This is a genomic window from Streptomyces sp. NPDC047085, assembly GCF_040643735.1.
Classification (GTDB): Bacteria; Actinomycetota; Actinomycetes; order Streptomycetales; family Streptomycetaceae; genus Streptomyces.
In genome coordinates this window covers 1,001,789-1,025,138 of sequence record NZ_JBEYUW010000001.1, presented here as the reverse complement: position 1 = coordinate 1,025,138, position 23,350 = coordinate 1,001,789, and the positions used below count along the sequence as shown (strand labels likewise).

The window sequence follows — 23,350 nt, the reverse complement described above, 5'->3', positions numbered from 1 at the left end:
CCGTCACAGCGCCGCCGGGCTGACGAAGGTGTAGCCGAGTGCCTTGATGCCGTCGATCGTGTCCTTCAGCGGCTGCACCGGGTAGTACGGGTGGTAGAAGAAGCTCGCCACTCCGTCCCGTACGGCCAGGTTGGCCTTGGCCGACGCGATGAGGTCGGCGGGCAGGCGCGCCGGGTGGTTGTTGTACGCCTCCGGCTCGTAGTTGCCGATGTTCTCGGGCAGCACCTTGGTGCCGTAGACGTCCTTCACGGTGTACGGGAACAACTGGCCGATGAACCGGTTCGGGTCGGACGGGGCTCCGCTCAGCGTCCCGGCGAAGTAGAGCGAACGCTCCAGGCGTGCCGAGAAGTTGGAGCTGAAGACCTTGTAGTCGGCCGCGGAGCCCGCGTAGTGCGGGGTGGTCCACAGAGCCGGCCTGGGCAGGCCCGCGAGGGTGAACTGGGTGAGGGCACTGGTGACCCGGGACTGCGCCCAGAGGCTGGAGTCCTCGGCCACCGGGCCGTCGTAGACGACGTTGTTCGCGGCGTCGACGTGCGCCCGGTAGAACTCGAAGTCGTCACCGGTGACGCCGTTGTAGGGGTTGGCGACGTTGCCGTACTGGTGGGTGTAGCCGTGGTCCATCAGGACCGCGCCCCTGGCCAGCATGTACTTCAGCGCGCTGACCACCTGGGGCCGCTGGGCGAGCGTGATCGTCTGCGGGACGCCGTTGCTGTAGGTGCCGTTCGGGTCCGTGTAGACGGGGATCACGTTGATGCCGTAGGGGATGTGCTGGGAGTAGAGGTAGTCGGCCATCGCGCGCAGCTCGGTGGGGTCCGCGTCGGGGCTGATGTCCTCCAGGCGCACCATCGCCCGGTGCCGTTCGGCGGTGGCCGGGGCGAGGGCGTCGAAGAGCAGGTCCTCGAAGGCGATGACGCGGTCGGTCTCGGAGACGTAGGCGAAGGGGATCTCACCGATGTAGGTGAGGTTGGACGAGCGGACCGCCCAGCCGAAGGTGTGCCCGTTCGCGCTGTCCAGGCCCTCCGCGAGCCGGGTGACGGCCGGATATCCGGTGCCCGTCAGGACGTTGGGGCGCAGCACGCCGCCGTCCTGCCCGGCCGGGATGGTGCGGGTCAGGGTCTGGCCCCGATACGTCACCTGCGTGACGTTGCCGATCGAACCGCCGTCCTCGTAGTACGACGTCGTCGGGTCCCAGCCGTACTTCTGCGTGAACGGGGCCACGCCGACCGAGTTGGCCAGGTTCCAGATGTTGGCGCCCATCCAGATCACCGGCTTGGCGCTCGCCGACGCGTCGGCGTAGAACGCGGCCGGGACGGCGTCCGGGATGGTGCCGCCGTAGTACGTCGAGCCGATGTAGACCACGGCCGAGTACGCGTCGATCATGCCGGCGGTGTACTGCTGGACCGGCTTGGCCGTCACCGTGCCGAAGTGGCCGGCGAGGTTGGCCGCGGCCATGGCGTACAGCTCGCCCAGCTGCCCGTAGGGGCCTGCCGTGTCGTAGAGGACGAGGGTGGTCGGGCCGGCGTCGGCGGCCGCGTCAGCCTGGGCGCGCCGGAGCGTCGGCCGCGGCCCGGCGGTCGCGGCGCCGACCGTGCGGCGGGCCGTGGACGCGCGGGTGGCCGGGGCGGTCTTCGGACGGGGCCGGGCGTGCCGTGCCCGGTCGGCCGTGAGCTGGGCCTTCGCCCAGCCCTTGAGGTCGACCCGGTTCAGTCCGGACCGGATACCGGCGGCCTCGCCACCGCGGTGGTGTCCCCCGGCGGCCTGGGCGTCGGTGGCCATGAAAGTGCCGCTCAGCAGAGCGGCGACAAGGAGCAGAACGACGGAAATTCGGGTGCGTGCCCGCTTCCAGGGCGGGATCACTCGTCTCACTTTGTTTCCCCCCACTTTGCCAAATGGTTGACAAAGCATTTGGCGCCAGTAAGGCCCCGATTGTTCTGGCGATCGCGAGACCTGTCAAATGTGCTTCTGGGCCCCGGAGGGTCTGCTAAGTTCACCACCGCGCGTTGGGGACGCGCACCGAATATGGGGGGACAATGTACGGACGACCAGCCCTGGGCACACTACTGCCCCTGGCAGGCGCGATGGCCGCACCGCAAGCGATACCCGGCCTACCTCTAGCCAAAGCACTACAGGCGATAGCCGGAGCCGGATTCCTGCTCTACTGCCTGACGGCGTGCCTGATCCTGCTCGCCCGCATCCACCTGCGACGCCAGGGACACAGGATGCGGACCCGCGCCGGGGGCAGCCGTGATCATTGAGTTGCTCCTGTGGTCGAGCATCACCCTGATCGTGATGGCCGGCTGCTACAACACCAGTCTTTTCCTTCTCTCGCGGCGCAGAATTCGCCGCTCTCGAACAGACCGTAAAGAACGCTTCTACGTTTTCCTGCTGGCGTGTCTGAACGAGGAGAAAGTTCTTTCCGAAAGCCTGGCGCGCATCACTTCTCTGCCCGCCGGGAATTTCATGGCCCTCGTCATAGACGACGGCTCCGACGATCGCACCAGTGAAATCGCTCTGGCCGCGGACCCGAACCTGGTCCGGCTGCACCGGCGCATTCCGCCGAACGCGCGCCGGGGCAAGGGCGCCGCGCTCAACGACGGGGTGCGGCACCTCAGGGAGTCCGGCCTGCTCGCCGGACACGACCCGGCGGACGTCGTGCTGTGCGTGGTCGACGCGGACGGGCGGCTCGACCCGCACGTCGTGCAGTCCGTCGACCCGTACTTCGACGACCCGCGTACGGGCGCGGTTCAGGTCTGCGTCCGCATGTACAACCGGCACCTGGGGCTGCTCGCCCGCATGCAGGACATGGAGTTCGTCGTCTACGGCGACGTGTTCCAGAGCGCGCGACGCTTCATCGGCAGCGTGGGCATGGGCGGCAACGGGCAGTTCATGCGCTTGTCGGCGCTCAACACACTCGACGGGGACGGCCCGTGGAGCGACAGCCTCACCGAGGATCTCGACCTCGGCGTGCGGCTGATCGCCAAGGGCTGGACCAACATGCACTGCACCACCGCCGCAGTGTCCCAGCAGGCCGTGCTCAGCCTGCGGCGCCTGATCCGGCAGCGATCCCGCTGGTTCCAGGGCCATCTGCAGTCCGCCGGTCTCGTCCCGCTCATCCTCCGGGACGTACCGACCCGGCCCGCGCTGGACATGCTCTACCACCTGTCCAGCCCGGTCCTGATCCTGCTCACCTCGCTGCTGCCCGTCTCCTTCCTGGTCGCCCTGGGTGCCACCGTCATGGCCTCCGTCCAGGTGGGGCATCCGCTGGTGTCGCCCATGTGGCTGCTCGGGCCGTATCTGCTCTCGTTCACGGCCGCCTACGCGTACGGCTTCGTGTACTTCAAGCGTGAGCGGCAGCTCGGTCTTGTGCGCTGTGTGCTCCTCGCCCATGTCTTCGTCTTCTACGGCTACATCTGGTTCTTCGCCGGCTGGTGGGGGTTCTGGCGAATGCTCACCGGCAAGCAGACCTGGCTGAAGACCGCGCGCACCTGAGGGCCACCGTCCCTCTCCCGCGGCCGTCCCGCCGCGCGTCTCGCATCTCTTCTCTCATCTCTTCTCTCATCTCCGCACCGTTCACACCCTTGCGCGGTCCCGCGACGATCGCGCATGCCCTAGGGGGGCCTTCCATGACCACACCTCCGTCAACCCTGCCCGTACGCGCCATGCTCGTGCTGGGCACCCGGCCGGAAGCGATCAAACTGGCGCCGGTGGCGCGGGCCATGGCCGACAGCGAACAGTTCGAGCCGCTCGTCGTCACCACCGGCCAGCACCGCGAGATGCTCCACCAGATGCTCGGCCTGCTCGGCGTCGACGTACGGGCCGCGCTCGACGTGATGCGCAGCCGGCAGCAGCTGTCCGACCTGACCGCCCGCCTGGTCCGCGAGCTCGGCGAGGTCATGCGGGAGCAGCGGCCGGACCTGGTCGTGGTGCAGGGGGACACCACGACCGCGCTGGCCGGCGCCCTGGCCGCCTTCTACGAGAAGATCCCGGTCGCCCACGTCGAGGCGGGGCTGCGCACCGGAGTCATCGACAACCCCTTCCCGGAGGAGCTCAACCGCAGCCTCATCGGACGCATGGCCCGCTGGCACTTCGCCCCGACACCGCGCGCGGCACGGCACCTGACCGAGGAGGGCGTCCCGGTGGAGCAGGTGTTCACCACCGGCAACACCGTCATCGACAACCTGCTGTGGGTGCTGGCCGAGGGCACCGGCACCTCCGCGTTCGGCACCGGCTCTGCCGCGTTCCGCACCGGCGCCCGACGGGTCCTGGTGACCCTGCACCGCCGGGAGAACCAGGGCGAGCGGATGCGCGGCATGGGCCGTGCGCTCGCCCGGCTGGCCGGGCGCGGAGACGTGGAGATCGTGCTGCCGCTGCACAAGAGCCCGGCCGTACGGGACGCGCTGCTGCCCGAACTCGACGGTCACCCCGGCATCTCGCTCGTCGAACCGCTCGACTACCTGGACTTCGCGGCCACGCTGGCCGAGTGCGACCTGGTGCTCACCGACTCCGGCGGCATCCAGGAGGAGGCTCCGAGCCTGAGCAAGCCCGCGCTGGTGCTGCGCACGACCACCGAACGCCCGGAGGCGGTCGAGGCGGGCGCGGCCCGGCTGGTCGGCACGGACCCGGACGCCATCGTGACCTGGGCCGAGCGGCTGCTGGACGATCCGGTGGAGTACCGGCGGATGGCGACCGCGGGCAACCCGTTCGGGGACGGACAGGCCGCCGGGCGTGTCCTCGCCCAACTGGCCGAGGACTTCGCCGCCGAAGTGCCGGTCGGCCTCACCGCGTCCGGGCCATACTCTGCGGCATGACCTCATCGCTCCTGCGCCCCCGCCGCCGGATCCCGCCGATCCCGCAGGGGCGCAGGGGCCGTCTTCTCACCACCCTGGCACTGGCTCTCACGCTGGCGGCGCTCGTGGCGGTCACCGTGACCCAGTGCCGGGGCGAAAGCGCGCCGCCGCCCAAACCCTGGATCGACGGCACGGTCCACGGCCGCTGGCTCTCGGTGTTCAACGGTCACGGCACCAACCTGGGCGACGACGACTCCCTGTCGCTCTCCCCCAGGGCCGCGGAGGATCCCGGTACCACGCACGCGGGCCTGGTGGTGAGCACCGCCTCCTACACGGACGTGCGGTACGAGGCGCGGATGCGGACGGTACGGCAGCTGCGCTACCCGAACCCGAACCCGTGGGAAGTCCCGTGGCTGGTCTGGGCGTACACCGATCCGGAGCACTTCTACTACATCACCCTCAAGCCGAACGGCTGGGAGCTGGGGAAGCGGGATCCGGCCTATCCGGGGGGCCAGCGCTTCCTGGCGACCGGGCGGACGAAGTACCCGGTGGGCCCCTGGTACACGGTCCGGGTGGAGCAGAACGGCGCGGACCTCACCGTCGAGGTGGGCGGCAGACGTCTGGTGGCCTTCACCGACGTCGAACGGCCGTACACCGGCGGCAAGGTGGGGGCGTACACCGAGGACGCGACCGTGGAGTTCGAGGGGCTGAAGGCGCGTTCACGCTGAAGAGCCACGCCGGAGAAGCGACGGCGCCCGCCCGGTCCGGTCGGGGACTTCGGGCGGGCGCCATCAGTGTTCCGTACGCCTTTGTACGGGACGTTCCTTGACGAGCCGTCAGACCGCCAGCGCGCGGTCCGTCGGGCGGATCGGGGCCGGCAGGTCGCTGGCGCCGGTCAGGTGGCGGTCGACACCGCGGGCGGCCGAGCGGCCCTCCGCGATCGCCCACACGATGAGGGACTGGCCGCGGCCGGCGTCACCGGCGACGAACACACCCGGCACGTTGGTCTGGAAGTCGGCGTCGCGGGCGATGTTACCGCGCTCGTCCAGCTCCAGGCCGAACTGCTCGACCAGGCCGTTCTCCCGGTCGGTGCCGGTGAAGCCCATGGCGAGGGTGACCAGCTGGGCCGGGATCTTGCGCTCGGTGCCCGGCTTCGGGGTCAGCTTGCCGTCGACGAACTCGACCTCGGTCAGGTGCAGCCACTGGACGTTGCCGTCCTCGTCGCCCTCGAAGTGGGTCGTGGAGACGGAGTAGACCCGCTCGCCGCCCTCCTCGTGCGCCGAGGTGACCTTGTAGAGCATCGGGAAGGTCGGCCAGGGCTGGTTCGTCGGGTGCCGCTCGTCGTTCGGGCGGGGCATGATCTCCAGCTGGGTGACGGAGGCCGCGCCCTGGCGGTGGGCGGTGCCCACGCAGTCCGCGCCGGTGTCGCCGCCGCCGATGACGACGACGTGCTTGCCCTCGGCCGAGATCGGCGCGGTGACGTAGTCGCCCTCCTGCACCTTGTTGGCGAGCGGCAGGTACTCCATCGCCTGGTAGATGCCCGTGAGTTCGCGGCCGGGGACCGGGAGGTCACGGGCGGTCGTGGCGCCGGCGGCGATCACGATCGCGTCGTACCGCTTCTTCAGGTCGCGGGCGTTGATGTCGCGGCCGACCTCGACACCGGTGCGGAACCGGGTGCCCTCCGCACGCATCTGCTCGATACGGCGGTTGATGTGCCGCTTCTCCATCTTGAACTCGGGAATGCCGTACCGGAGGAGGCCTCCGACGCGGTCCGCGCGCTCGTAGACGGCGACGGTGTGGCCGGCCCGGGTCAGCTGCTGGGCGGCGGCGAGACCCGCCGGGCCCGAGCCGATGACCGCGACCGTCTTGCCGGACAGGCGCTCCGGGATCTGCGGGGCGACGTCCCCGGTCTCCCACGCCTTGTCGATGATCGAGACCTCGACGTTCTTGATGGTCACCGGCTGCTGGTTGATGCCGAGCACACACGCCGACTCACAGGGGGCCGGGCAGAGGCGACCGGTGAACTCCGGGAAGTTGTTGGTCGCGTGCAGCCGCTCCTGGGCGGCCGCCCAGTCCTCGCGGTAGGCGTAGTCGTTCCACTCGGGGATCAGGTTCCCCAGCGGGCAGCCGTTGTGGCAGAACGGGATGCCGCAGTCCATGCAGCGGCTGGCCTGCTTGCTGATGATCGGCAGCAGACCGCCGGGGACGTAGACCTCGTTCCAGTCCTTGACCCGCTCGGCGACGGGGCGGGTCCGGGCGACCTCACGGCCGTGGTTGAGGAAACCCTTCGGGTCAGCCATTGATCGCCGCCTCCATCATCTTCTCGTGGGTCGCGGTCTCGGAGAGACCGGCTCGCTCGGCGGCGTCCTTGGCGGCGAGCACTGCCTTGTACGTGCTGGGGATGATCTTGCTGAACCGCTGGGCGGCCGTGTCCCAGTCGGCCAGCAGCTTCTCGGCGACCGTCGAGCCGGTCTCCTCGGCGTGGCGGCGCACCACGTCGTGCAGCCACTGCTTGTCGGCCTCGTCCAGGGCCTCGACCGCGTCGGCGTTGCCGACGTTGACGTTGTCGCGGTCGAGGTCGATGACGTAGGCGACACCGCCGGACATGCCGGCCGCGAAGTTGCGGCCGGTCTCGCCGAGGACCACCGCGCGACCGCCGGTCATGTACTCGCAGCCGTGGTCGCCCACGCCCTCGGAGACGACCAGCGCGCCGGAGTTGCGGACGCAGAACCGCTCACCGGTACGGCCGCGCAGGAACAGCTCGCCGCCGGTGGCGCCGTAGGCGATGGTGTTGCCCGCGATGGTCGAGTACTCGGCGAGGTGGTCGGCGGCCCGGTCCGGGCGGACGACGACGCGGCCGCCGGAGAGGCCCTTGCCGACGTAGTCGTTGGCGTCGCCTTCCAGGCGCAGCGTGACGCCGCGCGGCAGGAACGCGCCGAAGGACTGGCCGGCGGAGCCGGTGAAGGTGATGTCGATGGTGTCGTCGGGCAGGCCCGCGCCGCCGAACTTCTTCGTCACCTCATGGCCGAGCATGGTGCCGACCGTGCGGTTGATGTTGCGGATGGCGACCTGGGCGCGCACCGGCTGGGCCTCGGTGGCGTCCGAGGCGGCGAGCGCGTCCGCCGCGAGCTTGATCAGCTCGTTGTCCAGGGCCTTCTCCAGGCCGTGGTCCTGCTCGACGATCTGGTGGCGCACCGCACCCTCGGGCAGCTCGGGCACGTGGAACAGCGGCTCCAGGTCCAGGCCCTGTGCCTTCCAGTGGTCGACGGCACGGGTGACGTCGAGCGCCTCGGCGTGGCCGACGGCCTCCTCGATGGAGCGGAAGCCCAGCTCGGCGAGGATCTCGCGGACCTCCTCGGCGATGAACTGGAAGAAGTTCACCACGTACTCGGCCTTGCCGGTGAAGCGGTCGCGCAGGGTCGGGTTCTGGGTGGCGATGCCGACCGGGCAGGTGTCCAGGTGGCAGACGCGCATCATCACGCAGCCGGAGACGACGAGCGGAGCGGTCGCGAAACCGAACTCCTCGGCGCCGAGCAGCGCGGCGATGACCACGTCACGGCCGGTCTTCAGCTGACCGTCGGTCTGGACGACGATCCGGTCGCGCAGGCCGTTGAGCAGCAGGGTCTGCTGGGTCTCGGCGAGGCCCAGCTCCCAGGGGCCGCCCGCGTGCTTGAGCGAGGTCAGCGGGGAGGCACCGGTGCCGCCGTCGTGGCCGGAGATCAGGACCACGTCCGCGTGCGCCTTGGAGACGCCCGCCGCGACCGTGCCGACGCCGACCTCGGACACCAGCTTCACGTGGATGCGGGCGGCCGGGTTGGCGTTCTTGAGGTCGTGGATCAGCTGGGCCAGGTCCTCGATGGAGTAGATGTCGTGGTGCGGCGGCGGGGAGATCAGGCCCACGCCCGGCGTCGAGTGACGCGTCTTGGCGACCCACGGGTAGACCTTGTGCCCGGGCAGCTGGCCGCCCTCGCCGGGCTTGGCGCCCTGGGCCATCTTGATCTGGATGTCGTCCGCGTTGACCAGGTACTCGGAGGTCACACCGAAGCGGCCGGAGGCGACCTGCTTGATGCTGGACCGGCGCGCCGGGTCGTACAGGCGCTCCGGGTCCTCGCCGCCCTCACCGGTGTTGGACTTGCCGCCCAGCTGGTTCATGGCGATGGCGAGGGTCTCGTGCGCCTCCTTGGAGATGGAGCCGTACGACATGGCGCCGGTGGAGAAGCGCTTGACGATCTCGGAGACCGGCTCGACCTCGTCGATGGAGATCGGCTGACGGTCCGACTTGAAGCCGAACAGGCCGCGCAGCGTCATCAGGCGCTCGGACTGCTCGTTCACGCGCTCGGTGTACTTCTTGAAGATGTCGTAGCGGCCCGAGCGGGTGGAGTGCTGGAGGCGGAAGACCGTCTCCGGGTCGAACAGGTGCGGCTCGCCCTCGCGGCGCCACTGGTACTCGCCGCCGATCTCCAGCGCGCGGTGTGCGGGCGCGATACCGGAGGCCGGGTAGGCCTTGGCGTGGCGGGCGGCGACCTCCTTGGCGATGACGTCGATGCCGACGCCGCCGATCTTGGTGGCGGTGCCGTTGAAGTACTTCTCGACGAAGGCGTCGTCCAGGCCGACGGCCTCGAAGACCTGGGCGCCACGGTAGGAGGCGACGGTCGAGATGCCCATCTTGGACATGACCTTCAGGACGCCCTTGCCGAGGGCGTAGATCAGGTTGCGGATGGCCTGCTCGGGCTCGATGTCCGACAGGAAGGTGCCCGCGCGGACCAGGTCCTCGACGGACTCCATCGCCAGGTACGGGTTCACGGCCGCGGCGCCGAAGCCGATCAGCAGGGCGACGTGGTGGACCTCGCGGACGTCGCCGGCCTCGACCAGCAGGCCCACGTGGGTGCGCTGCTTGGTGCGGATGAGGTGGTGGTGGACGGCCGCGGTGAGCAGCAGCGACGGGATCGGCGCGTGCTCGGCGTCCGAGTGGCGGTCCGAGAGGACGATCAGGCGGGCGCCGTTCTCGATGGCCGCGTCGGCCTCGGCGCAGATCTCCTCGATGCGCGCGGCGAGCGCGTCACCGCCGCCGGAGACCCGGTACAGGCCCGACAGGGTGGCGGCCTTGAAACCGGGCATGTCGCCGTCGGCGTTGATGTGGATGAGCTTGGCCAGCTCGTCGTTGTCGATCACCGGGAAGGGCAGCACGACGGACCGGCAGGAGGCGGCGGTCGGGTCGAGCAGGTTGCCCTGGGGGCCCAGCGAGCTGCGCAGGGAGGTGACCAGCTCCTCGCGGATCGCGTCCAGCGGCGGGTTGGTGACCTGCGCGAACAGCTGGGTGAAGTAGTCGAAGAGCAGCCGGGGGCGCTCGGACAGCGCGGCGATCGGCGAGTCGGTGCCCATGGAGCCGATCGGCTCGGCGCCGGCCTTGGCCATCGGCGCGAGGATGACGCGCAGCTCCTCCTCGGTGTACCCGAAGGTCTGCTGGCGGCGGGTGACCGAGGCGTGGGTGTGCACGATGTGCTCGCGCTCGGGCAGGTCGGACAGCTCGATCTCGCCGGCCTCCAGCCACTCCGCGTACGGCTGCGCGGCGGCGAGGGACGCCTTGATCTCGTCGTCCTCGATGATGCGGTGCTCGGCGGTGTCGACGAGGAACATCTTGCCGGGCTGCAGGCGGCCCTTACGGACGACCTTGGCCGGGTCGATGTCGAGGACGCCGACCTCGGAGCCGAGGACGACGAGGCCGTCGTCGGTGACCCAGTAGCGGCCGGGGCGCAGGCCGTTGCGGTCGAGCACGGCGCCGACCTGGGTGCCGTCGGTGAAGGTGACGCAGGCGGGGCCGTCCCAGGGCTCCATCATCGTGGAGTGGTAGCCGTAGAAGGCGCGGCGGGCCGGGTCCATGGAGTCGTGGTTCTCCCACGCCTCCGGGATCATCATCAGCACGGAGTGCGGGAGCGAGCGGCCGCCGAGGTGGAGCAGCTCCAGGACCTCGTCGAAGGAGGCGGAGTCGGAGGCGTCCGGGGTGCAGACCGGGAAGATGCGGTCCAGCTTCTCCTGGGGACCGAACAGGTCCGAGAGCAGCTGGGACTCGCGGGCGCGCATCCAGTTGCGGTTGCCCTTGACGGTGTTGATCTCACCGTTGTGCGCGACGAAGCGGTAGGGGTGCGCGAGCGGCCACGACGGGAAGGTGTTCGTGGAGAAGCGTGAGTGGACGAGCGCGACGGCCGAGGCGAAGCGGCGGTCGGACAGGTCCGGGAAGAAGGGCTCCAGCTGGCCGGTGGTCAGCATGCCCTTGTAGACGATCGTGCGGGCAGACAGGGACGGGAAGTAGACCCCGGCCTCCCGCTCGGCGCGCTTGCGCAGCACGAAAGCCTTGCGGTCCAGCGCGATGCCCTCGCTGGCGCCGTCGGCGACGAAGATCTGCCGGAAGGCGGGCATGGTGGAGCGGGCGGTGGCGCCCAGCAGTTCGGGGGCGACCGGCACCTCGCGCCAGCCGAGGACCGTGAGGCCCTCCTCGGCCGCGATCGTCTCGATCTGTGAGACGGAGTCCTGGGTCCCCTGCTCCGGCAGGAAGGCGATGCCTACCGCATACGAGCCCGCCGCGGGAAGGTCGAATCCGGCCACCTCACGGAAGAAGGCGTCCGGCACCTGGGAGAGGATGCCCGCGCCGTCGCCGGAGTCCGGCTCGGAGCCGGTGGCGCCGCGGTGCTCGAGGTTGCGCAGGACGGTCAGCGCCTGCTCGACCAGCGCATGGCTCGCCTCGCCGGTGAGGGTGGCCACGAAGCCGACGCCACAGGCGTCGCGCTCGTTGCGGGGGTCGTACATACCCTGCGCAGCAGGGCGAGCATCCATGAAGGACCAGTTCCGGCCATTCGTGGAGTGCTGGGACGGCTGGCGCGTCGTACGCATCGGCTCTCCCGTCGTCGTCAAGTGGCAATTTCAGGTGCCGAGGGACGACGTTGGCCCTCTGCGGAGCTGCAAAATTTCACGCAGATTACATGATGGGGGCATACCCGGGAACCGGATACTCCGTTCCAGCATGCGGACGCCGCGGGGTGGCGGCAGGTGCCGTGGGTTCACGGCCGGGGCCGCGCTCGGCGGCCGGAAGTATGAGGGGGACCGAACCGGACAAGATCGATCAGATCGCTGCCGGTCGGACCGGGAGGGGGCGGGAGGAGCGCCTTCGCCCATCCCACGAGTGCGCCGCAGGCGTCATTGCCCACAGCGTTTACGGCTCATGCCCGGTGGTTAAGGATTCGAAACCAGCGAGTAACGGCTACTTATGCGGCCCAACGCATAAGTCGCATCCACGTCATCCTACGGCGGTTCCGAACAGGCTACCCAGGGCGTACGTCACACCGGCAGCGGCGCCACCCAGCGCGAGCTGCCTGAGGCCGCTGAACCACCAGGTCCGCGCGGTCACCTTGGCGACCACGGCGCCGCAGCCGAACAGCCCGGCGAGGGCGAGGAGCACGGCCGGCCAGAGAGCGGTCGCGCCCAGCAGGTACGGCAGGACGGGCAGCAGGGCGCCGAGCGCGAAGGATCCGAAGGAGGACACGGCCGCGACCAGCGGCGACGGCAGATCGCCGGGGTCGATGCCCAGCTCCTCGCGGGCGTGGATCTCCAGCGCCTGCTCGGGGTCCCTGGACAGCTGCCGGGCGACTTCGCGGGCCAGTTCGGGCTCGACACCCCGGGCCGCGTAGAGTGCCGCGAGCTCGTCCTGCTCGTCCTGGGGGTGCTTGCGCAGTTCGCGCCGCTCGACGTCGAGTTCGGCCTCGACGAGTTCGCGCTGCGAGGCGACGGAGGTGTACTCGCCGGCCGCCATGGAGAAGGCGCCGGCGGCGAGGCCCGCGAGGCCGGTGAGCACGATCGTCTGCTGGCCGACGGATCCGCCGGCGACGCCGGTCATCAGGGCGAGGTTGGAGACGAGGCCGTCCATGGCGCCGAACACGGCGGGACGCAGCCAGCCGCCGTTGACGTCCCGGTGCGTGTGGTTGTCGCGGTGCGCCGCGTGCAGCGGTGCCTCGGTGTCGATGATGGCCATGCGGGATCCCCCAGGAAGCTTAGCCAAAGCTAACTTTGGACGCGTTCTACTTTTCGACAACACCGAACCTACGCCGATAATTTCCGCCGCGCCAGCAAGGAAAGGCTGAGCTAACCTGCGGCTTTACCTTCTTTGCTCATCCGTGCCGGTGTTTGCTCAGATGCCGAGCGGGTGACGCTGGGCCTCCGGAGGCAGGCGCGGGCCCATCCCGTGGGACACATCCGCAAAGGGCGCGCACAGGGCCTCGCGCACCGGGGCCGGGTGGCCCGCGCTGAGGTCCCTGAAGGAGAGGCGTCCATGGCATCGATCGCGTGCACTCCCCGGGCGCCGGCGCCCGGGGACTCGGCGGGACTGCGGGAGCGGGCGCGCGGCGCGCTGCTCGGCCTGGCCGTCGGCGACGCGCTGGGGGCGCCCGCGGAGAACCTCCGGCCCTCCGAGATCCGCGCCCGCTGGGGCCGCATCACCGGGTACGTCACCGAGCGCCCGTCGGGCACGGACGACACCGAGTACGCGATCTTCTCCGGGCTGCTGCTGGCCCGGCACGGCTCGGCGCTCACGCCCGCGCATGTCGAGGCGGCCTGGCACGAGTGGATCGCGGACCGGGCCGAGGGCCCCTTCCGGGGCGCGGGCTTCAGCGAGCGCGGCACGCTGGAGAACCTCCGCCGGGGCCTCGCCGCCCCCATCTCCGCCCAGCACCGGCACGCCTGGAGCGACGGCCTCGCGATGCGCGCGGCGCCCTTCGGCGTCTTCGCCGCCGGACGCCCCGCCGAAGCCGCCCGCCTGGTGGCGATCGACGGCTCGGTCAGCCACGAGGGCGAGGGCATCTACGGCGGCCAGGCGGTCGCGGCGGGCGTGGCGGCGGCGATGGCGGGCGCGTCCCCTCCGGTCGTGATCGCCGCCGCCCTCGCCGCCGTCCCCGACGACTCCTGGACCGCCCGCTCCCTGCGCCGCGCGGTCGCCGTCGCCCACCGCGGCGAACGCGCGGTCCGCTCCGCGGTGGTCATCGGCGGCTACCCCTGGACCGACCTGGCCCCCGAGGCCGTCGCCCTCGCCTTCGGCGCGTACGCGGCGGCCGACGGCGACTTCCGCGAGGCGGTGCTCACGGCCGTCAACATGGGCCGCGACGCGGATACGACGGCAGCGGTGGCGGGCGCCCTGGCCGGCGCCACCCAAGGCATCTCTGCGATCCCCTCCACCTGGGCCACCGCCATCGGCCCGGCCCGCGGCCGCTGCCTCCCCTCCATGGCCGGCCACCACATCCTGGACGTGGCCGAACTCCTGGTCCCGGAAGAGGGCGGCAAGTGGGGCGAAGGCGTACTGATCCCGGACTTCCTCCCCCTCGCCCTCCAAACCCTCCCCCCAACCCCCCACCCCACCGCCCCACCCACACCCCAGCCCACCCAGCACCCCTCACCCCTCCCGGCCACTCTCCAGCCCACCGAACCGCTGCCGGCCCTCTCGGCCACCCTCCACCCCACCGAACCGAGCCCACCCCTCCGACCAACGCTCCAGCCCACCGAGCCCCCCACCCCCCTCCCACCCACACCTCAGCCCACCAAGCAGCCCTCACCCCTCCCGGCCGCCGCCCAGCCCACGCAGCCAACCGAGCCCTCCAGGCCCCTGCCGGCCACCCTCCAGCTCACCAACCAGCCCTCACCCCTCCCGGCCGCGCCCCAGCCCACCCAGCCGACCGAGCCCCCCACGCCCCTGCCGGCCACCTTCCAGCCGGCCGACCCAACCACCACCCCCCAGCCCACCGAACCGCTGCCGGCCCTCTCGGCCACCCTCCACCCCACCGAACCGAGCCCACCCCTCCGACCCGCGCTCCAGCCCACTGACCCCCTCACCCCCCTCCCGGCCACCGCCCGACCGGACGACTCACGCACCGCCCAGCCGGCAGAACCCACCGAACCGCAGCCGCCCCTCCCGGCCACGCTCCAGTCGGCCGACCCAACCACCACCCCCCAGCCCGCCGAACCGCAGCCGCCCCTCCCGGCCACGCTCCAGTCGGCCACCCTCCGCCCTACCGACCACCCCACCGAACCGAGCCCACCCCTCCGACCCACGCTCCAGCCCACCGACCCAGCCACCACCTTTCAGCCCATCCAGCCGACCGAGCCCTCCAGGCCCGCCCGACCAGACGGCCCACATAGTCCCCAGCCCGCCGAACCGCTCCCAGCTCTCTCGGCCACCCTCCGCCCCACCGACCGCCCCACCGAACCGAGCCCACACCTCCGACCCACGCTCCAGCCCACCGAGCCCCCGGCCCCCCTCCCAGCCACCGCCCGACGACACGAATCACGCACCGCCCAGCCGGCAGAATCCACCGAACCGCACCCGCCCCTCCCGGCCACCTTCCAGCCCACCGAGCCCCCCACCCCCATCCCGGCCACCACCCGACGCCACGACTCACCCGCCCCCCAGCCTGCGGAACCCACCGAACCGCAGCCGCCCCTGCCGACCACCTTCCAGCCCACCGAGTCGGGTGGTGGGTGGGCGGAGGACCGGGGGTCCAGGGGGCGGAGCCCCCTGGTCGGGGCGAGGGACACCGGGCAACGAGACGGCGGAGGTCAGCTGGTGGGTGCGGGAGGCACTGTGCAGCAGGACGGCGGAGGTCAGCTGGTGGGTGCGGGAGGCGCTGCGCAGCAGGACGGCGGAGGTCAGCTGGTGGGTGCGGGAGGCGCTGCGCAGCAGGACAGCGGAGGTCGGCTGGTGGGTACGGGAGGCACCGCGCGGCAGGACAGCGCGGGGAATGCCGGGAGCGGCGATGGTGAGGGGCGGCCGTGACGCGGCGTATCGAGGGGCTGTTGCTCGGGCTCGCCGCCGGGGATGCCGCAGGGTGGCCCGCCGCCCGGCACCGCGCGGCCCGGATGCCGGAGTGGACCCGTCGGCTGACCCGGGAGCTGGACACCTTCGCCGAGCACAACGCCACGACCACCCTCCCCGTCCCGATCGCCCTCAATCAGCCCCCGGAACCCCTGCGCCTCGGCCCCTCCGACGACGCCGAATGGGCGGCCTTCGCCGCGGAGGCGGTCCTGCGGGCCGGCGACGACGACGTCCTCGGCGACCTCAGCCGGGACCGCCGTATGCGCGCCGCCATCGACCTCACCTGGACCGCCGTCGCCTCCGAGGTCGCCGCCGCCGCGGACCGCGCCCCGGAGATCGAGTCCGCCGTCCTCCCCCTCCGCGCCCGCATCTCGGTCCGCGCGGGCCTCGGCAATCTCGCCGCCGGCCTGCGCCCGCCCGCCACCGGCCACGACAACCCGCACTACTTCGACGACGCCGCCTGCGTCCGCGCCTGCGTCCTCGCTGTCGCCCACCCCGGCGACCCCCGCCGCGCCGCCGACCTCGCCGAGTTCGACGCCCGCTACACCCAGGACGGCGACGGCGTGCACGGCGCCCGCGCGATGGCGGCGGCCCTTGCCCTCGCCCTGTCCGGCGCCGACACCGACGACTGCGTGGCGGCGGCCCTCGCCGAACTGCCCGCGGAGACGGAGATCGGCCGCAACACCCGCCACGCGCTCGTCCTGGCCCAGGACACCGGCACCGCCTTCGCCCTCGTCCCCCTCCTGGAACACCAGATCGTCGACCACGTCTACAGCTACGGCATCGCCGCCGCCGAGACGGTCCCCGTCGCCCTCGCCCTGACCGCCGCCGCCCGCGGCCGCATCGCCGAGGCGGTCCCCGCGGCGGCCTGTCTGTCCCGGGTCGCCGACTCCGCCCCCGCCCTCGCCGGCGCGCTCACCGGCGCCCTGGGCGGCGGCGCGGCCGTCCCGGAAACCTGGCGGGACGCCTGCCGCACCCTCTCCGGCTGCGCCCTGCCCCGCCTCACGGGCACCGACCTGGTGGAACTCGCCGGACTCCTGGAAGCCGTGCAACGGGCCCGACCAGGAGGATGATTCGGGGCATGACCCCCACAGGAGAAGAAAACGGCGAAAGGTGCCCGAGCGGTCTCGATGAGCGGATCACCGGTGCCCTGGTCGGAGCCGCCGTCGGCGACGCGCTCGGCGGCCCCGTCGAGGGGTACTCCCCCGACCAGATCACCGAGCGGCACGGCGGCCGCGTCCACGGCATCGTCGGCCCCTGGCACGGCGACGCCTGGCGCACCGCCCGCCCCATCGCCCCGTACCACAAGGGCGACGGCCACGTCACCGACGACACCCTGATGACCCACGCGCTGGTCCGGGTCTACGCCCGCGTCCGCGACCACCTCGACGCGTACGCCGTCGCCGACCACCTGGTCCCGGACCTGATGACCGACCCGCGCTGGATCCCCGAGCTGGAGGCCGAGGCGCTGCCCCTGCAGCGCCTGTTCCTCGCCGAGAAGTGGCTGGTGGCACGGCTCGCCTACGGCCATGTGGACCCCAGGGAGGCGGGCGTCGGCAACATCGTCAACTGCGGCGCGGCGATGTACATGGCCCCGGTCGGCCTGGTCAACGCGGCCAACCCGGCCGCCGCGTACGCCGAGGCACTCGACATCGCCGGCGCGCACCAGTCGTCGTACGGCAGGGAGGCCGCCGGGGTCTTCGCCGCCGCCGTCGCCGCCGCGACCGCGCCGGACGCGACCCCGGACTCGGTCGTCGCCGCCTGTCTCTCCGTGGCGAAGGACGGCACACGGGAGGCGATCGAGAAGGTCTGTGAAGTGGCCCGCGGACACGGCGACTTCGAGTCGGCGCTGGTTCCCCTCCGGGAGGCGGTCGCCCCGTACGACACGGTCGGTCCCGACTACCGCGCCCCCTCCCTCGCCGCGCGCCGCCCCTCCCGTCTGCACTCCATCGAGGAACTCCCCGTCGCCCTGGGCATGCTGCTGGTCTCCGGCGGCGACTACCGCCACGCGGTCCTGGGTTCGGTCAACTACGGCCGCGACTGCGACTCGATCGCCACGATGGCCGGCGCCCTCGCGGGTGCCCTCGGCTCGCCCGTGCCCGAGGACTGGTCGAAGACGGTGGCGGAGGCGAGCCGCCTGGATCTGTGGGCACCGGCCCGCGAACTGGCCGAGGTCGCGCGCGAGATCTTCGCACGGGACGTCCGCCGCCGCCGTGCCCACGAGCGCGCCTTCGCCTCCCTGGGAGGCACGGCATGCTCCGACTGACCTGGGTCCAGCCCGAGGACCTTCTGGGCCACGAGCTCCGCCAAGCCCGCCTGGACGGCCGCGAACCGTCGCGAATCGAGGCGCGCTGGCGGGCAGCGGGCGGCCTGGACGCCCCCGAGCGTGCGGGAGCCTCCCCGGAGCGCCCCTCCCGCTACCTCCGTCTCCTCGCCGAGGACCTCCTGGACGAACTCGCCGACCTGCCCAGCACGTTGGCGGACGACGAACCGACGGACCTGGCGAGGATCAAGGCCGCCTGTCCCGACTGGCCCGCGTCACGCGTCTCCACCCGGACGACTCCGCCCGCCCTCGAAGCGGCCTGGCTCGGCCGGGCCATCGGCTGCCTCCTCGGCAAACCGGTCGAGAAGCTCCCCCTGGACGGCGTCCGCACCCTCGCCCGGGCCACCGGCAACTGGCCCCTCACCACCTGGTTCACGGCCAAGGGCGTGCCCCAGGACCTCCTCGCCCAGTACCCCTGGAACCGGCGCTCGGCCGCCACCTCCCTCGCCGAGAACATCGACGGCATGCCCGAGGACGACGACCTCAACTACCCCCTCCTCAATCTCCTCCTCCTCAGACGCCACGGCAGAACCTTCACCACCACCGACGTGGCACGCCTCTGGCTCGACGAGCTCCCGCCCGGCCGCACCTTCACCGCCGAACGCGTCGCCCACCGCAACCTCCTCTGCGGCATCGAACCCCCGCACACCGCCCGCCACCGCAACCCGTTCCGCGAATGGATCGGCGCCCTGATCCGCGCCGACGTGCACGGCTGGACCAACCCGGGCGACCCGGCGGCCGCCGCCGAGCAGGCGTACCGCGACGCGGCCCTCACCCACACCGCCAACGGCGTCTACGCGGCGATGTTCACGGCCGCCACCATCGCCGCCGCGGCCACCGGCACCCAGGCCGTCCACTCCTGCCTGCACACCGGCCGCACGGTGGTCCCGCCCCGCTCCCGCCTGGCCCTGGCGATCGACCACGCCCTCCATCTGGCCGGGAAACACCAGGACTTCGACGACGTGGTGGACGCGCTCCACGCCCGCTACGGCCCCACCCACCACTGGGTCCACGCTCTCCCCAACACCGCCCTGATCACCGCCGCCCTCGCCCACGCGAACGGCGACTTCACCGGCTCCATCTGCCGTGCGGTGTCCGGCGGCTGGGACACGGATTCGGGCGGCGCGACCGCCGGCAGCATCGCCGGCCTCCTCGCCGGCACCCCGGACGCGCTGCCCGACCGCTGGCGGACCCCGCTGAAGAACCGGCTCGCCACCTCCGTCGCCGACTTCGACGGCACCGGCTTCGACACCCTCGCCCACCTCACCCACCTGGAGGCGACCCGCCCATGACCCATATCGTCGTCCTCGGCAGCACGAACATGGACCTCGTCACCTACGTCAGCAAGGCCCCGCAGCGCGGCGAGACCGTGACCGGACGGGAGTTCCGTACGATCCCCGGCGGCAAGGGCGGCAACCAGGCGATCGCCGCCGCACGCGCCGGCGCCACGGTGTCGATGATCGGCGCGGTCGGCAACGACGCGTTCGGCGCCCGGCTGCGCGACACCCTTGAACACTCCGGTGTGGACACCGACTCCCTGCGCACGGTCGAGGGCCCGTCCGGCACCGCGCACATCGTGGTGGACGACGAGGGCGGCAACGCGATCGTCGTCATCCCCGGCGCGAACGGCACCGTCGACCACCTCTCCCCCGGCGACGAGGGCGTGATCGCGTCCGCCGACGCCCTGCTGCTGCAACTGGAGATCCCGATGGCCGCGGTCGTCGCGGGCGCGCAGGCGGCCCGCCGGCACGGTGTGCGCACGGTGCTCACACCCTCCCCCGCGCAGCCGCTGCCGCCCGAACTCTTCGAAGCGACCGAGATGCTGGTGGCGAACGAGTACGAGGCCGTCACCCTCACCGGCCGCACCGACCCGCGCGAGGCGGCCGCCGCCCTGCTGGAGGTGGTGCCGGAGGCCGTCGTCACCCTGGGCGCGTCGGGCAGCCTGTACCGCTCCCGGGGCACCGAGCCGCTGTTCGTGCCCGCGCCCCAGGTGACCGCGGTGGACTCGACGGGCGCGGGCGACACGTTCGTGGGTGCGCTCGCGGTCGCCCTCGCCGAGGAGAAGCCGGTGCGGGAGGCGCTGGCCTGGGCGGCCGCGGCGGCGGCGCTGTCCGTGCAGCGGGAGGGTGCGTCGGCGTCGATGCCGTACCGCCCGGAGATCGATGCGCAGTACAGCGCATGAGCACCCACCGCATGAGCACGCTCCCCGAGAGCACACCCCGCACGCCCACGGCCGCCTCTACGGCCACCGCTACGACCTCGCGCCCCCAGTCCCTCGACGGTCTGCGGGTCCTCGACCTGGCCACCCTCTTCGCCGGCCCCATGGCCGCCACCCTGCTCGGCGACTTCGGCGCCGAGGTGATCAAGGTGGAGCATCCCGGCCGGCCCGACCCGTCCCGGGGACACGGCCCGGCGAAGCACGGGACCGGCCTGTGGTGGAAGGTGCTCGGCCGCAACAAGCGCACGATCACCCTCGACCTGTCCAAGCCCGGCGGGCGCACGACCCTGCTCCGGCTCGCCGCCACCGCCGACGTGGTGATCGAGAACTTCCGCCCCGGCACCCTGGAGAAGTGGGACCTGGGCTGGGCCGAGCTGTCCGCCGCCAACCCACGGCTGATCCTCACCCGGGTCACGGCCTTCGGACAGTTCGGCCCGTACGCGCACCGGCCCGGCTTCGGCACCCTCGCCGAGGCGATGAGCGGCTTCGCGGCCCTGACCGGCGAGCCGGAGGCGCCGCCGACGCTGCCGCCGTTCGGGCTGGCGGACTCGATCGCGGGCCTGGCGACGGCGTACGCCGTGCTGACGGCCCTCGCCGCCCGGGAGCGGACCGGCGAGGGCCAGGTCGTGGACATGGCGATCATCGAGCCGATCCTCGCGGTCATCGGCCCCCAGCCCACCTGGTACGACCAGCTCGGCTACGTCCAGAAGCGCACCGGCAACCGCTCCGCGAACAACGCCCCGCGCAACACCTACCGCACCGCCGACGGCCTCTGGGTCGCCGTCTCCACGTCCGCGCAGTCGGTGGCCGAGCGGGTGATGCGGCTGGTGGGCCGTCCGGAGCTGATCGAGGAGCCGTGGTTCGCCACGGGTGCGGAGCGCGCCGCGCACGCCGATGTCCTGGACGCGGCGGTGGGTGCCTGGATCGGGGCCCGCAGCCGGGACGAGGTGCTCGCGGCCTTCGAGAAGGCGGAGGCGGCGATCGCCCCGGTCCAGGACGTACGGGACGTCATGGCCGACCCCCAGTACCAGGCCCTGGACACGGTCACCACCGTCGACGACCCCGAGCTGGGCCCCCTGCGGATGCAGAACGTCCTCTTCCGCCTGTCCGCCACCCCCGGCGCGATCCGCTGGGCGGGCCGCCCGCACGGCGCCGACACGGAAGCGGTGCTCACCGAGCTGGGTCTCACCCCGGCCGACCTGCACGCCCTGCGCGAGGAGGGCGCGCTGTGACCCCGCCGTTCCCGCTCACCTGGCTCTACGTCCCCGGCGACCGTCCGCACGTCGTGGCCAAAGCGCTGGCCGCGGGCGCGGACGTGGTGGTGATCGACCTGGAGGACGCGGTCGCCCCGGACCGCAAGGAGTACGCCCGCGAGGCCACCGCGGACCTCCTCGCGGACCCCCAGCCGCTCCCGGTCCACGTCCGCGTCAACGCCCTGGACACCGACTGGGCCGCCGCGGACCTGGCCCGACTCGCCTCCCTGCCCGGCGTCCGTGGCCTGCGTCTCCCCAAGGTGACCTCCCCCGACCAGGTACGACAGGTCGCCACATCCACACCCGTCCCTCTCTACGCCCTGCTGGAGTCGGCCCTGGCCATCGAGCGTGCCTACTCCATCGCCTCCGCCCACCCGTCCCTGCGAGGCGTCTCCCTCGGCGAGGCCGATCTCCGGGCCGACCTGGGGGTACGGGCCGACGCGGGACTCGACTGGTCCCGCTCCCGCGTGGTCGTCGCCGCCCGCGCGGCCGGCCTCGCCCCGCCGGCCCAGTCCGTCCACCCCGACATCCGCGACCTGGACGGCCTGGCCGCCTCCTGCGCCCACGGCCGCACCCTCGGCTTCCTCGGCCGCGCGGCCATCCATCCCCGCCAGCTTCCCGTGATCGAGCGGGCCTACCTCCCCACCGAGTCGGAGATCGAGCACGCGGAAACCATCATCAAAGCCGCCGCCACCAACGAAGGCGCCCAAGCCCTCCCCGACGGCCGCTTCATCGACGCCGCCGTCGTCACCATGGCCCAGCGAACCCTTGCCTTGACCAGGAGGGGGTGAGCAGCGCTCCTGCACGCACCGAGGGCGCCCGGAAACGTTCCGGGCGCCCTCGGCGTCGTCGTACGGCGCGTGTCAGCTCTTCTTGGTCGCGGACTCGGTCTCGTCCTGCGGCTCCGCCTCGGGCTCGGGCTCGGGCTCCGCATCCGGCTCGGCCTTGTCCTCGGCCTTGTCCTTGACCTCGTCAACGGTGTCGTCGGCCTCGGCGGCCTCGGTGGCGGCCTCGCCGTCAGAGGGGCCCTCGGGGGAACCGTCGGAGACGGCCGCCGGTTCGACCACGGCCTCGCGGCCCGGGCGCTGCTTCGCGGAGATCACGATGTACGTGACCGCCAGCAGGAACAGGATCAGCGCGGTCCAGTCGTTGAGGCGGAGGCCGAGGATGTGGTGGGCGTCGTCGACGCGCATGTACTCGATCCAGCCACGGCCCACGCAGTACGCGGCGACGTACAGGGCGAAGGCACGGCCATGGCCCAGCTTGAAGCGACGGTCGGCCCAGATGACCAGGAGGCCCACGCCGATGCACCACAGCGACTCGTAGAGGAAGGTCGGGTGGTAGTAGCCCGGCACCCGGCCGCCCTCGGAGGAGGTGATGTGCAGCGCCCACGGAAGATGCGTCTCGCGCCCGTACAGCTCCTGGTTGAACCAGTTGCCCCAGCGGCCGATGGCCTGCGCGAAGGCGATGCCGGGGGCGATGACGTCGGCGTAGGCGGGCAGCGGGATGCCCCGGCGCCGGCAGCCGATCCACGCGCCCACCGCGCCGAGCGCGATCGCGCCCCAGATGCCCAGGCCGCCCTCCCACACCTTGAAGGCGTTCACCCAGTCACGGCCCTCGCTGAAGTACAGCTCGTAGTCCGTGATCACGTGGTAGAGACGGCCACCGACGAGGCCGAAGGGCACCGCCCAGACCGCGATGTCGGCGACCGTGCCGGAGCGCCCGCCGCGGGCGATCCAGCGCTTGTTGCCGAGCCAGACGGCAACGAAGACGCCGGCGATGATGCAGAACGCGTAGCCGCGCAGCGGAATGAGACCGAGGTGCCAGACCCCGTGCGACGGGCTGGGAATGTAGGCAAGTTCCATGGCAGGGTCGACGCTACCGTGCCGGGCCGCACCGACGGCAGGCAGCCCGGCTACG

At 72.0% G+C, this 23,350-nt stretch carries 14 protein-coding genes and 1 pseudogene; 10 read left to right on the top strand and 5 right to left on the bottom strand.

Translation table 11 applies throughout. The features are described 5' to 3' along the window. Positions 1 to 3 precede the first annotated feature (3 nt). A complete protein-coding gene (locus tag ABZ865_RS04400; RefSeq protein ID WP_361223561.1) occupies positions 4 to 1,866 on the bottom strand; it encodes a polysaccharide deacetylase family protein in 1,863 nt (620 codons plus the stop codon). A gap of 423 nt (positions 1,867 to 2,289) precedes the next feature. On the opposite strand from ABZ865_RS04400, the gene ABZ865_RS04395 reads away from it, so the two are divergent. The 3 genes from ABZ865_RS04395 (at position 2,290) to ABZ865_RS04385 (ending at position 5,515) form a co-directional block, all read left to right on the top strand. Continuing rightward, positions 2,290 to 3,489, top strand: coding sequence for a glycosyltransferase (locus ABZ865_RS04395; RefSeq protein ID WP_361224382.1), 1,200 nt, complete (start codon positions 2,290 to 2,292; stop codon positions 3,487 to 3,489). 134 nt (positions 3,490 to 3,623) lie between these two features. Next, complete coding sequence (gene wecB, locus ABZ865_RS04390; RefSeq protein WP_361223558.1) at positions 3,624 to 4,808, top strand: UDP-N-acetylglucosamine 2-epimerase (non-hydrolyzing); 1,185 nt, start codon at positions 3,624 to 3,626, stop codon at positions 4,806 to 4,808. Next, complete coding sequence (locus tag ABZ865_RS04385; protein ID WP_361223555.1) at positions 4,805 to 5,515, top strand: calcium-binding protein; 711 nt, start codon at positions 4,805 to 4,807, stop codon at positions 5,513 to 5,515. The genes wecB and ABZ865_RS04385 overlap by 4 nt, the downstream gene beginning before the upstream one ends. 108 nt (positions 5,516 to 5,623) lie before the next feature. On the opposite strand, the gene ABZ865_RS04380 is transcribed toward ABZ865_RS04385, so the two are convergent. From ABZ865_RS04380 to ABZ865_RS04370, 3 genes are all read right to left on the bottom strand, one after another. After that, positions 5,624 to 7,087 carry a glutamate synthase subunit beta gene (locus tag ABZ865_RS04380; RefSeq protein WP_361223553.1) on the bottom strand — a complete coding sequence of 488 codons (1,464 nt, stop codon included), beginning with the start codon at positions 7,085 to 7,087 and terminating at the stop codon, positions 5,624 to 5,626. Beyond that, complete coding sequence (gene gltB, locus ABZ865_RS04375) at positions 7,080 to 11,675, bottom strand: glutamate synthase large subunit (RefSeq protein ID WP_361223550.1); 4,596 nt, start codon at positions 11,673 to 11,675, stop codon at positions 7,080 to 7,082. Before gltB ends, ABZ865_RS04380 begins: the two co-directional genes overlap by 8 nt. A 403-nt stretch (positions 11,676 to 12,078) precedes the next feature. After that, positions 12,079 to 12,810, bottom strand: a complete 732-nt coding sequence (locus ABZ865_RS04370) for a VIT1/CCC1 transporter family protein (RefSeq protein ID WP_361223547.1) — start codon at positions 12,808 to 12,810, stop codon at positions 12,079 to 12,081. 297 nt (positions 12,811 to 13,107) lie between these two features. On the opposite strand from ABZ865_RS04370, the pseudogene ABZ865_RS04365 reads away from it, so the two are divergent. The 7 genes and pseudogenes from ABZ865_RS04365 to ABZ865_RS04335 all read left to right on the top strand — a co-directional run. Further along, positions 13,108 to 14,118, top strand: a pseudogene (locus ABZ865_RS04365) (ADP-ribosylglycohydrolase family protein); the annotation flags it as partial. Positions 14,119 to 15,593: 1,475 nt separating this feature from the next. Next, the gene (locus ABZ865_RS04360; RefSeq protein ID WP_361223544.1) at positions 15,594 to 16,709 is read left to right on the top strand and encodes an ADP-ribosylglycohydrolase family protein; all 1,116 of its coding nucleotides are present in this window, start codon (positions 15,594 to 15,596) and stop codon (positions 16,707 to 16,709) included. Between the two features lie 8 nt (positions 16,710 to 16,717). After that, a complete protein-coding gene (locus ABZ865_RS04355; RefSeq protein WP_361223542.1) occupies positions 16,718 to 17,902 on the top strand; it encodes an ADP-ribosylglycohydrolase family protein in 1,185 nt (394 codons plus the stop codon). After that, positions 17,890 to 19,251, top strand: coding sequence for an ADP-ribosylglycohydrolase family protein (locus tag ABZ865_RS04350; RefSeq protein WP_361223539.1), 1,362 nt, complete (start codon positions 17,890 to 17,892; stop codon positions 19,249 to 19,251). The genes ABZ865_RS04355 and ABZ865_RS04350 overlap by 13 nt, the downstream gene beginning before the upstream one ends. Then, positions 19,248 to 20,141, top strand: coding sequence for a ribokinase (gene rbsK, locus ABZ865_RS04345; RefSeq protein ID WP_361223536.1), 894 nt, complete (start codon positions 19,248 to 19,250; stop codon positions 20,139 to 20,141). Before ABZ865_RS04350 ends, rbsK begins: the two co-directional genes overlap by 4 nt. A gap of 11 nt (positions 20,142 to 20,152) precedes the next feature. Beyond that, complete coding sequence (locus tag ABZ865_RS04340) at positions 20,153 to 21,409, top strand: CoA transferase (protein WP_361224379.1); 1,257 nt, start codon at positions 20,153 to 20,155, stop codon at positions 21,407 to 21,409. After that, positions 21,406 to 22,221 carry a CoA ester lyase gene (locus ABZ865_RS04335; protein WP_361223534.1) on the top strand — a complete coding sequence of 272 codons (816 nt, stop codon included), beginning with the start codon at positions 21,406 to 21,408 and terminating at the stop codon, positions 22,219 to 22,221. The genes ABZ865_RS04340 and ABZ865_RS04335 overlap by 4 nt, the downstream gene beginning before the upstream one ends. A gap of 72 nt (positions 22,222 to 22,293) precedes the next feature. Here ABZ865_RS04335 and lgt read toward each other — a convergent pair whose 3' ends face one another. After that, positions 22,294 to 23,295 carry a prolipoprotein diacylglyceryl transferase gene (gene lgt / locus ABZ865_RS04330; RefSeq protein WP_361223531.1) on the bottom strand — a complete coding sequence of 334 codons (1,002 nt, stop codon included), beginning with the start codon at positions 23,293 to 23,295 and terminating at the stop codon, positions 22,294 to 22,296. Positions 23,296 to 23,350 lie beyond the last annotated feature (55 nt).

Excerpts from the sequence above, each read along its gene's own strand:
- ABZ865_RS04355 (WP_361223542.1), top strand. The coding sequence starts at position 16,718 with ATGACCCCCACAGGAGAAGAAAACGGCGAAAGGTGCCCGAGCGGTCTC.
- ABZ865_RS04385 (WP_361223555.1), top strand. The coding sequence starts at position 4,805 with ATGACCTCATCGCTCCTGCGCCCCCGCCGCCGGATCCCGCCGATCCCG.
- ABZ865_RS04370 (WP_361223547.1), bottom strand. The coding sequence starts at position 12,810 with ATGGCCATCATCGACACCGAGGCACCGCTGCACGCGGCGCACCGCGAC.
- ABZ865_RS04340 (WP_361224379.1), top strand. The coding sequence starts at position 20,153 with ATGAGCACGCTCCCCGAGAGCACACCCCGCACGCCCACGGCCGCCTCT.
- lgt (WP_361223531.1), bottom strand. The coding sequence starts at position 23,295 with ATGGAACTTGCCTACATTCCCAGCCCGTCGCACGGGGTCTGGCACCTC.
- ABZ865_RS04350 (WP_361223539.1), top strand. The coding sequence starts at position 17,890 with ATGCTCCGACTGACCTGGGTCCAGCCCGAGGACCTTCTGGGCCACGAG.
- gltB (WP_361223550.1), bottom strand. The coding sequence starts at position 11,675 with ATGCGTACGACGCGCCAGCCGTCCCAGCACTCCACGAATGGCCGGAAC.
- ABZ865_RS04395 (WP_361224382.1), top strand. The coding sequence starts at position 2,290 with ATGGCCGGCTGCTACAACACCAGTCTTTTCCTTCTCTCGCGGCGCAGA.
- rbsK (WP_361223536.1), top strand. The coding sequence starts at position 19,248 with ATGACCCATATCGTCGTCCTCGGCAGCACGAACATGGACCTCGTCACC.
- wecB (WP_361223558.1), top strand. The coding sequence starts at position 3,624 with ATGACCACACCTCCGTCAACCCTGCCCGTACGCGCCATGCTCGTGCTG.
- ABZ865_RS04380 (WP_361223553.1), bottom strand. The coding sequence starts at position 7,087 with ATGGCTGACCCGAAGGGTTTCCTCAACCACGGCCGTGAGGTCGCCCGG.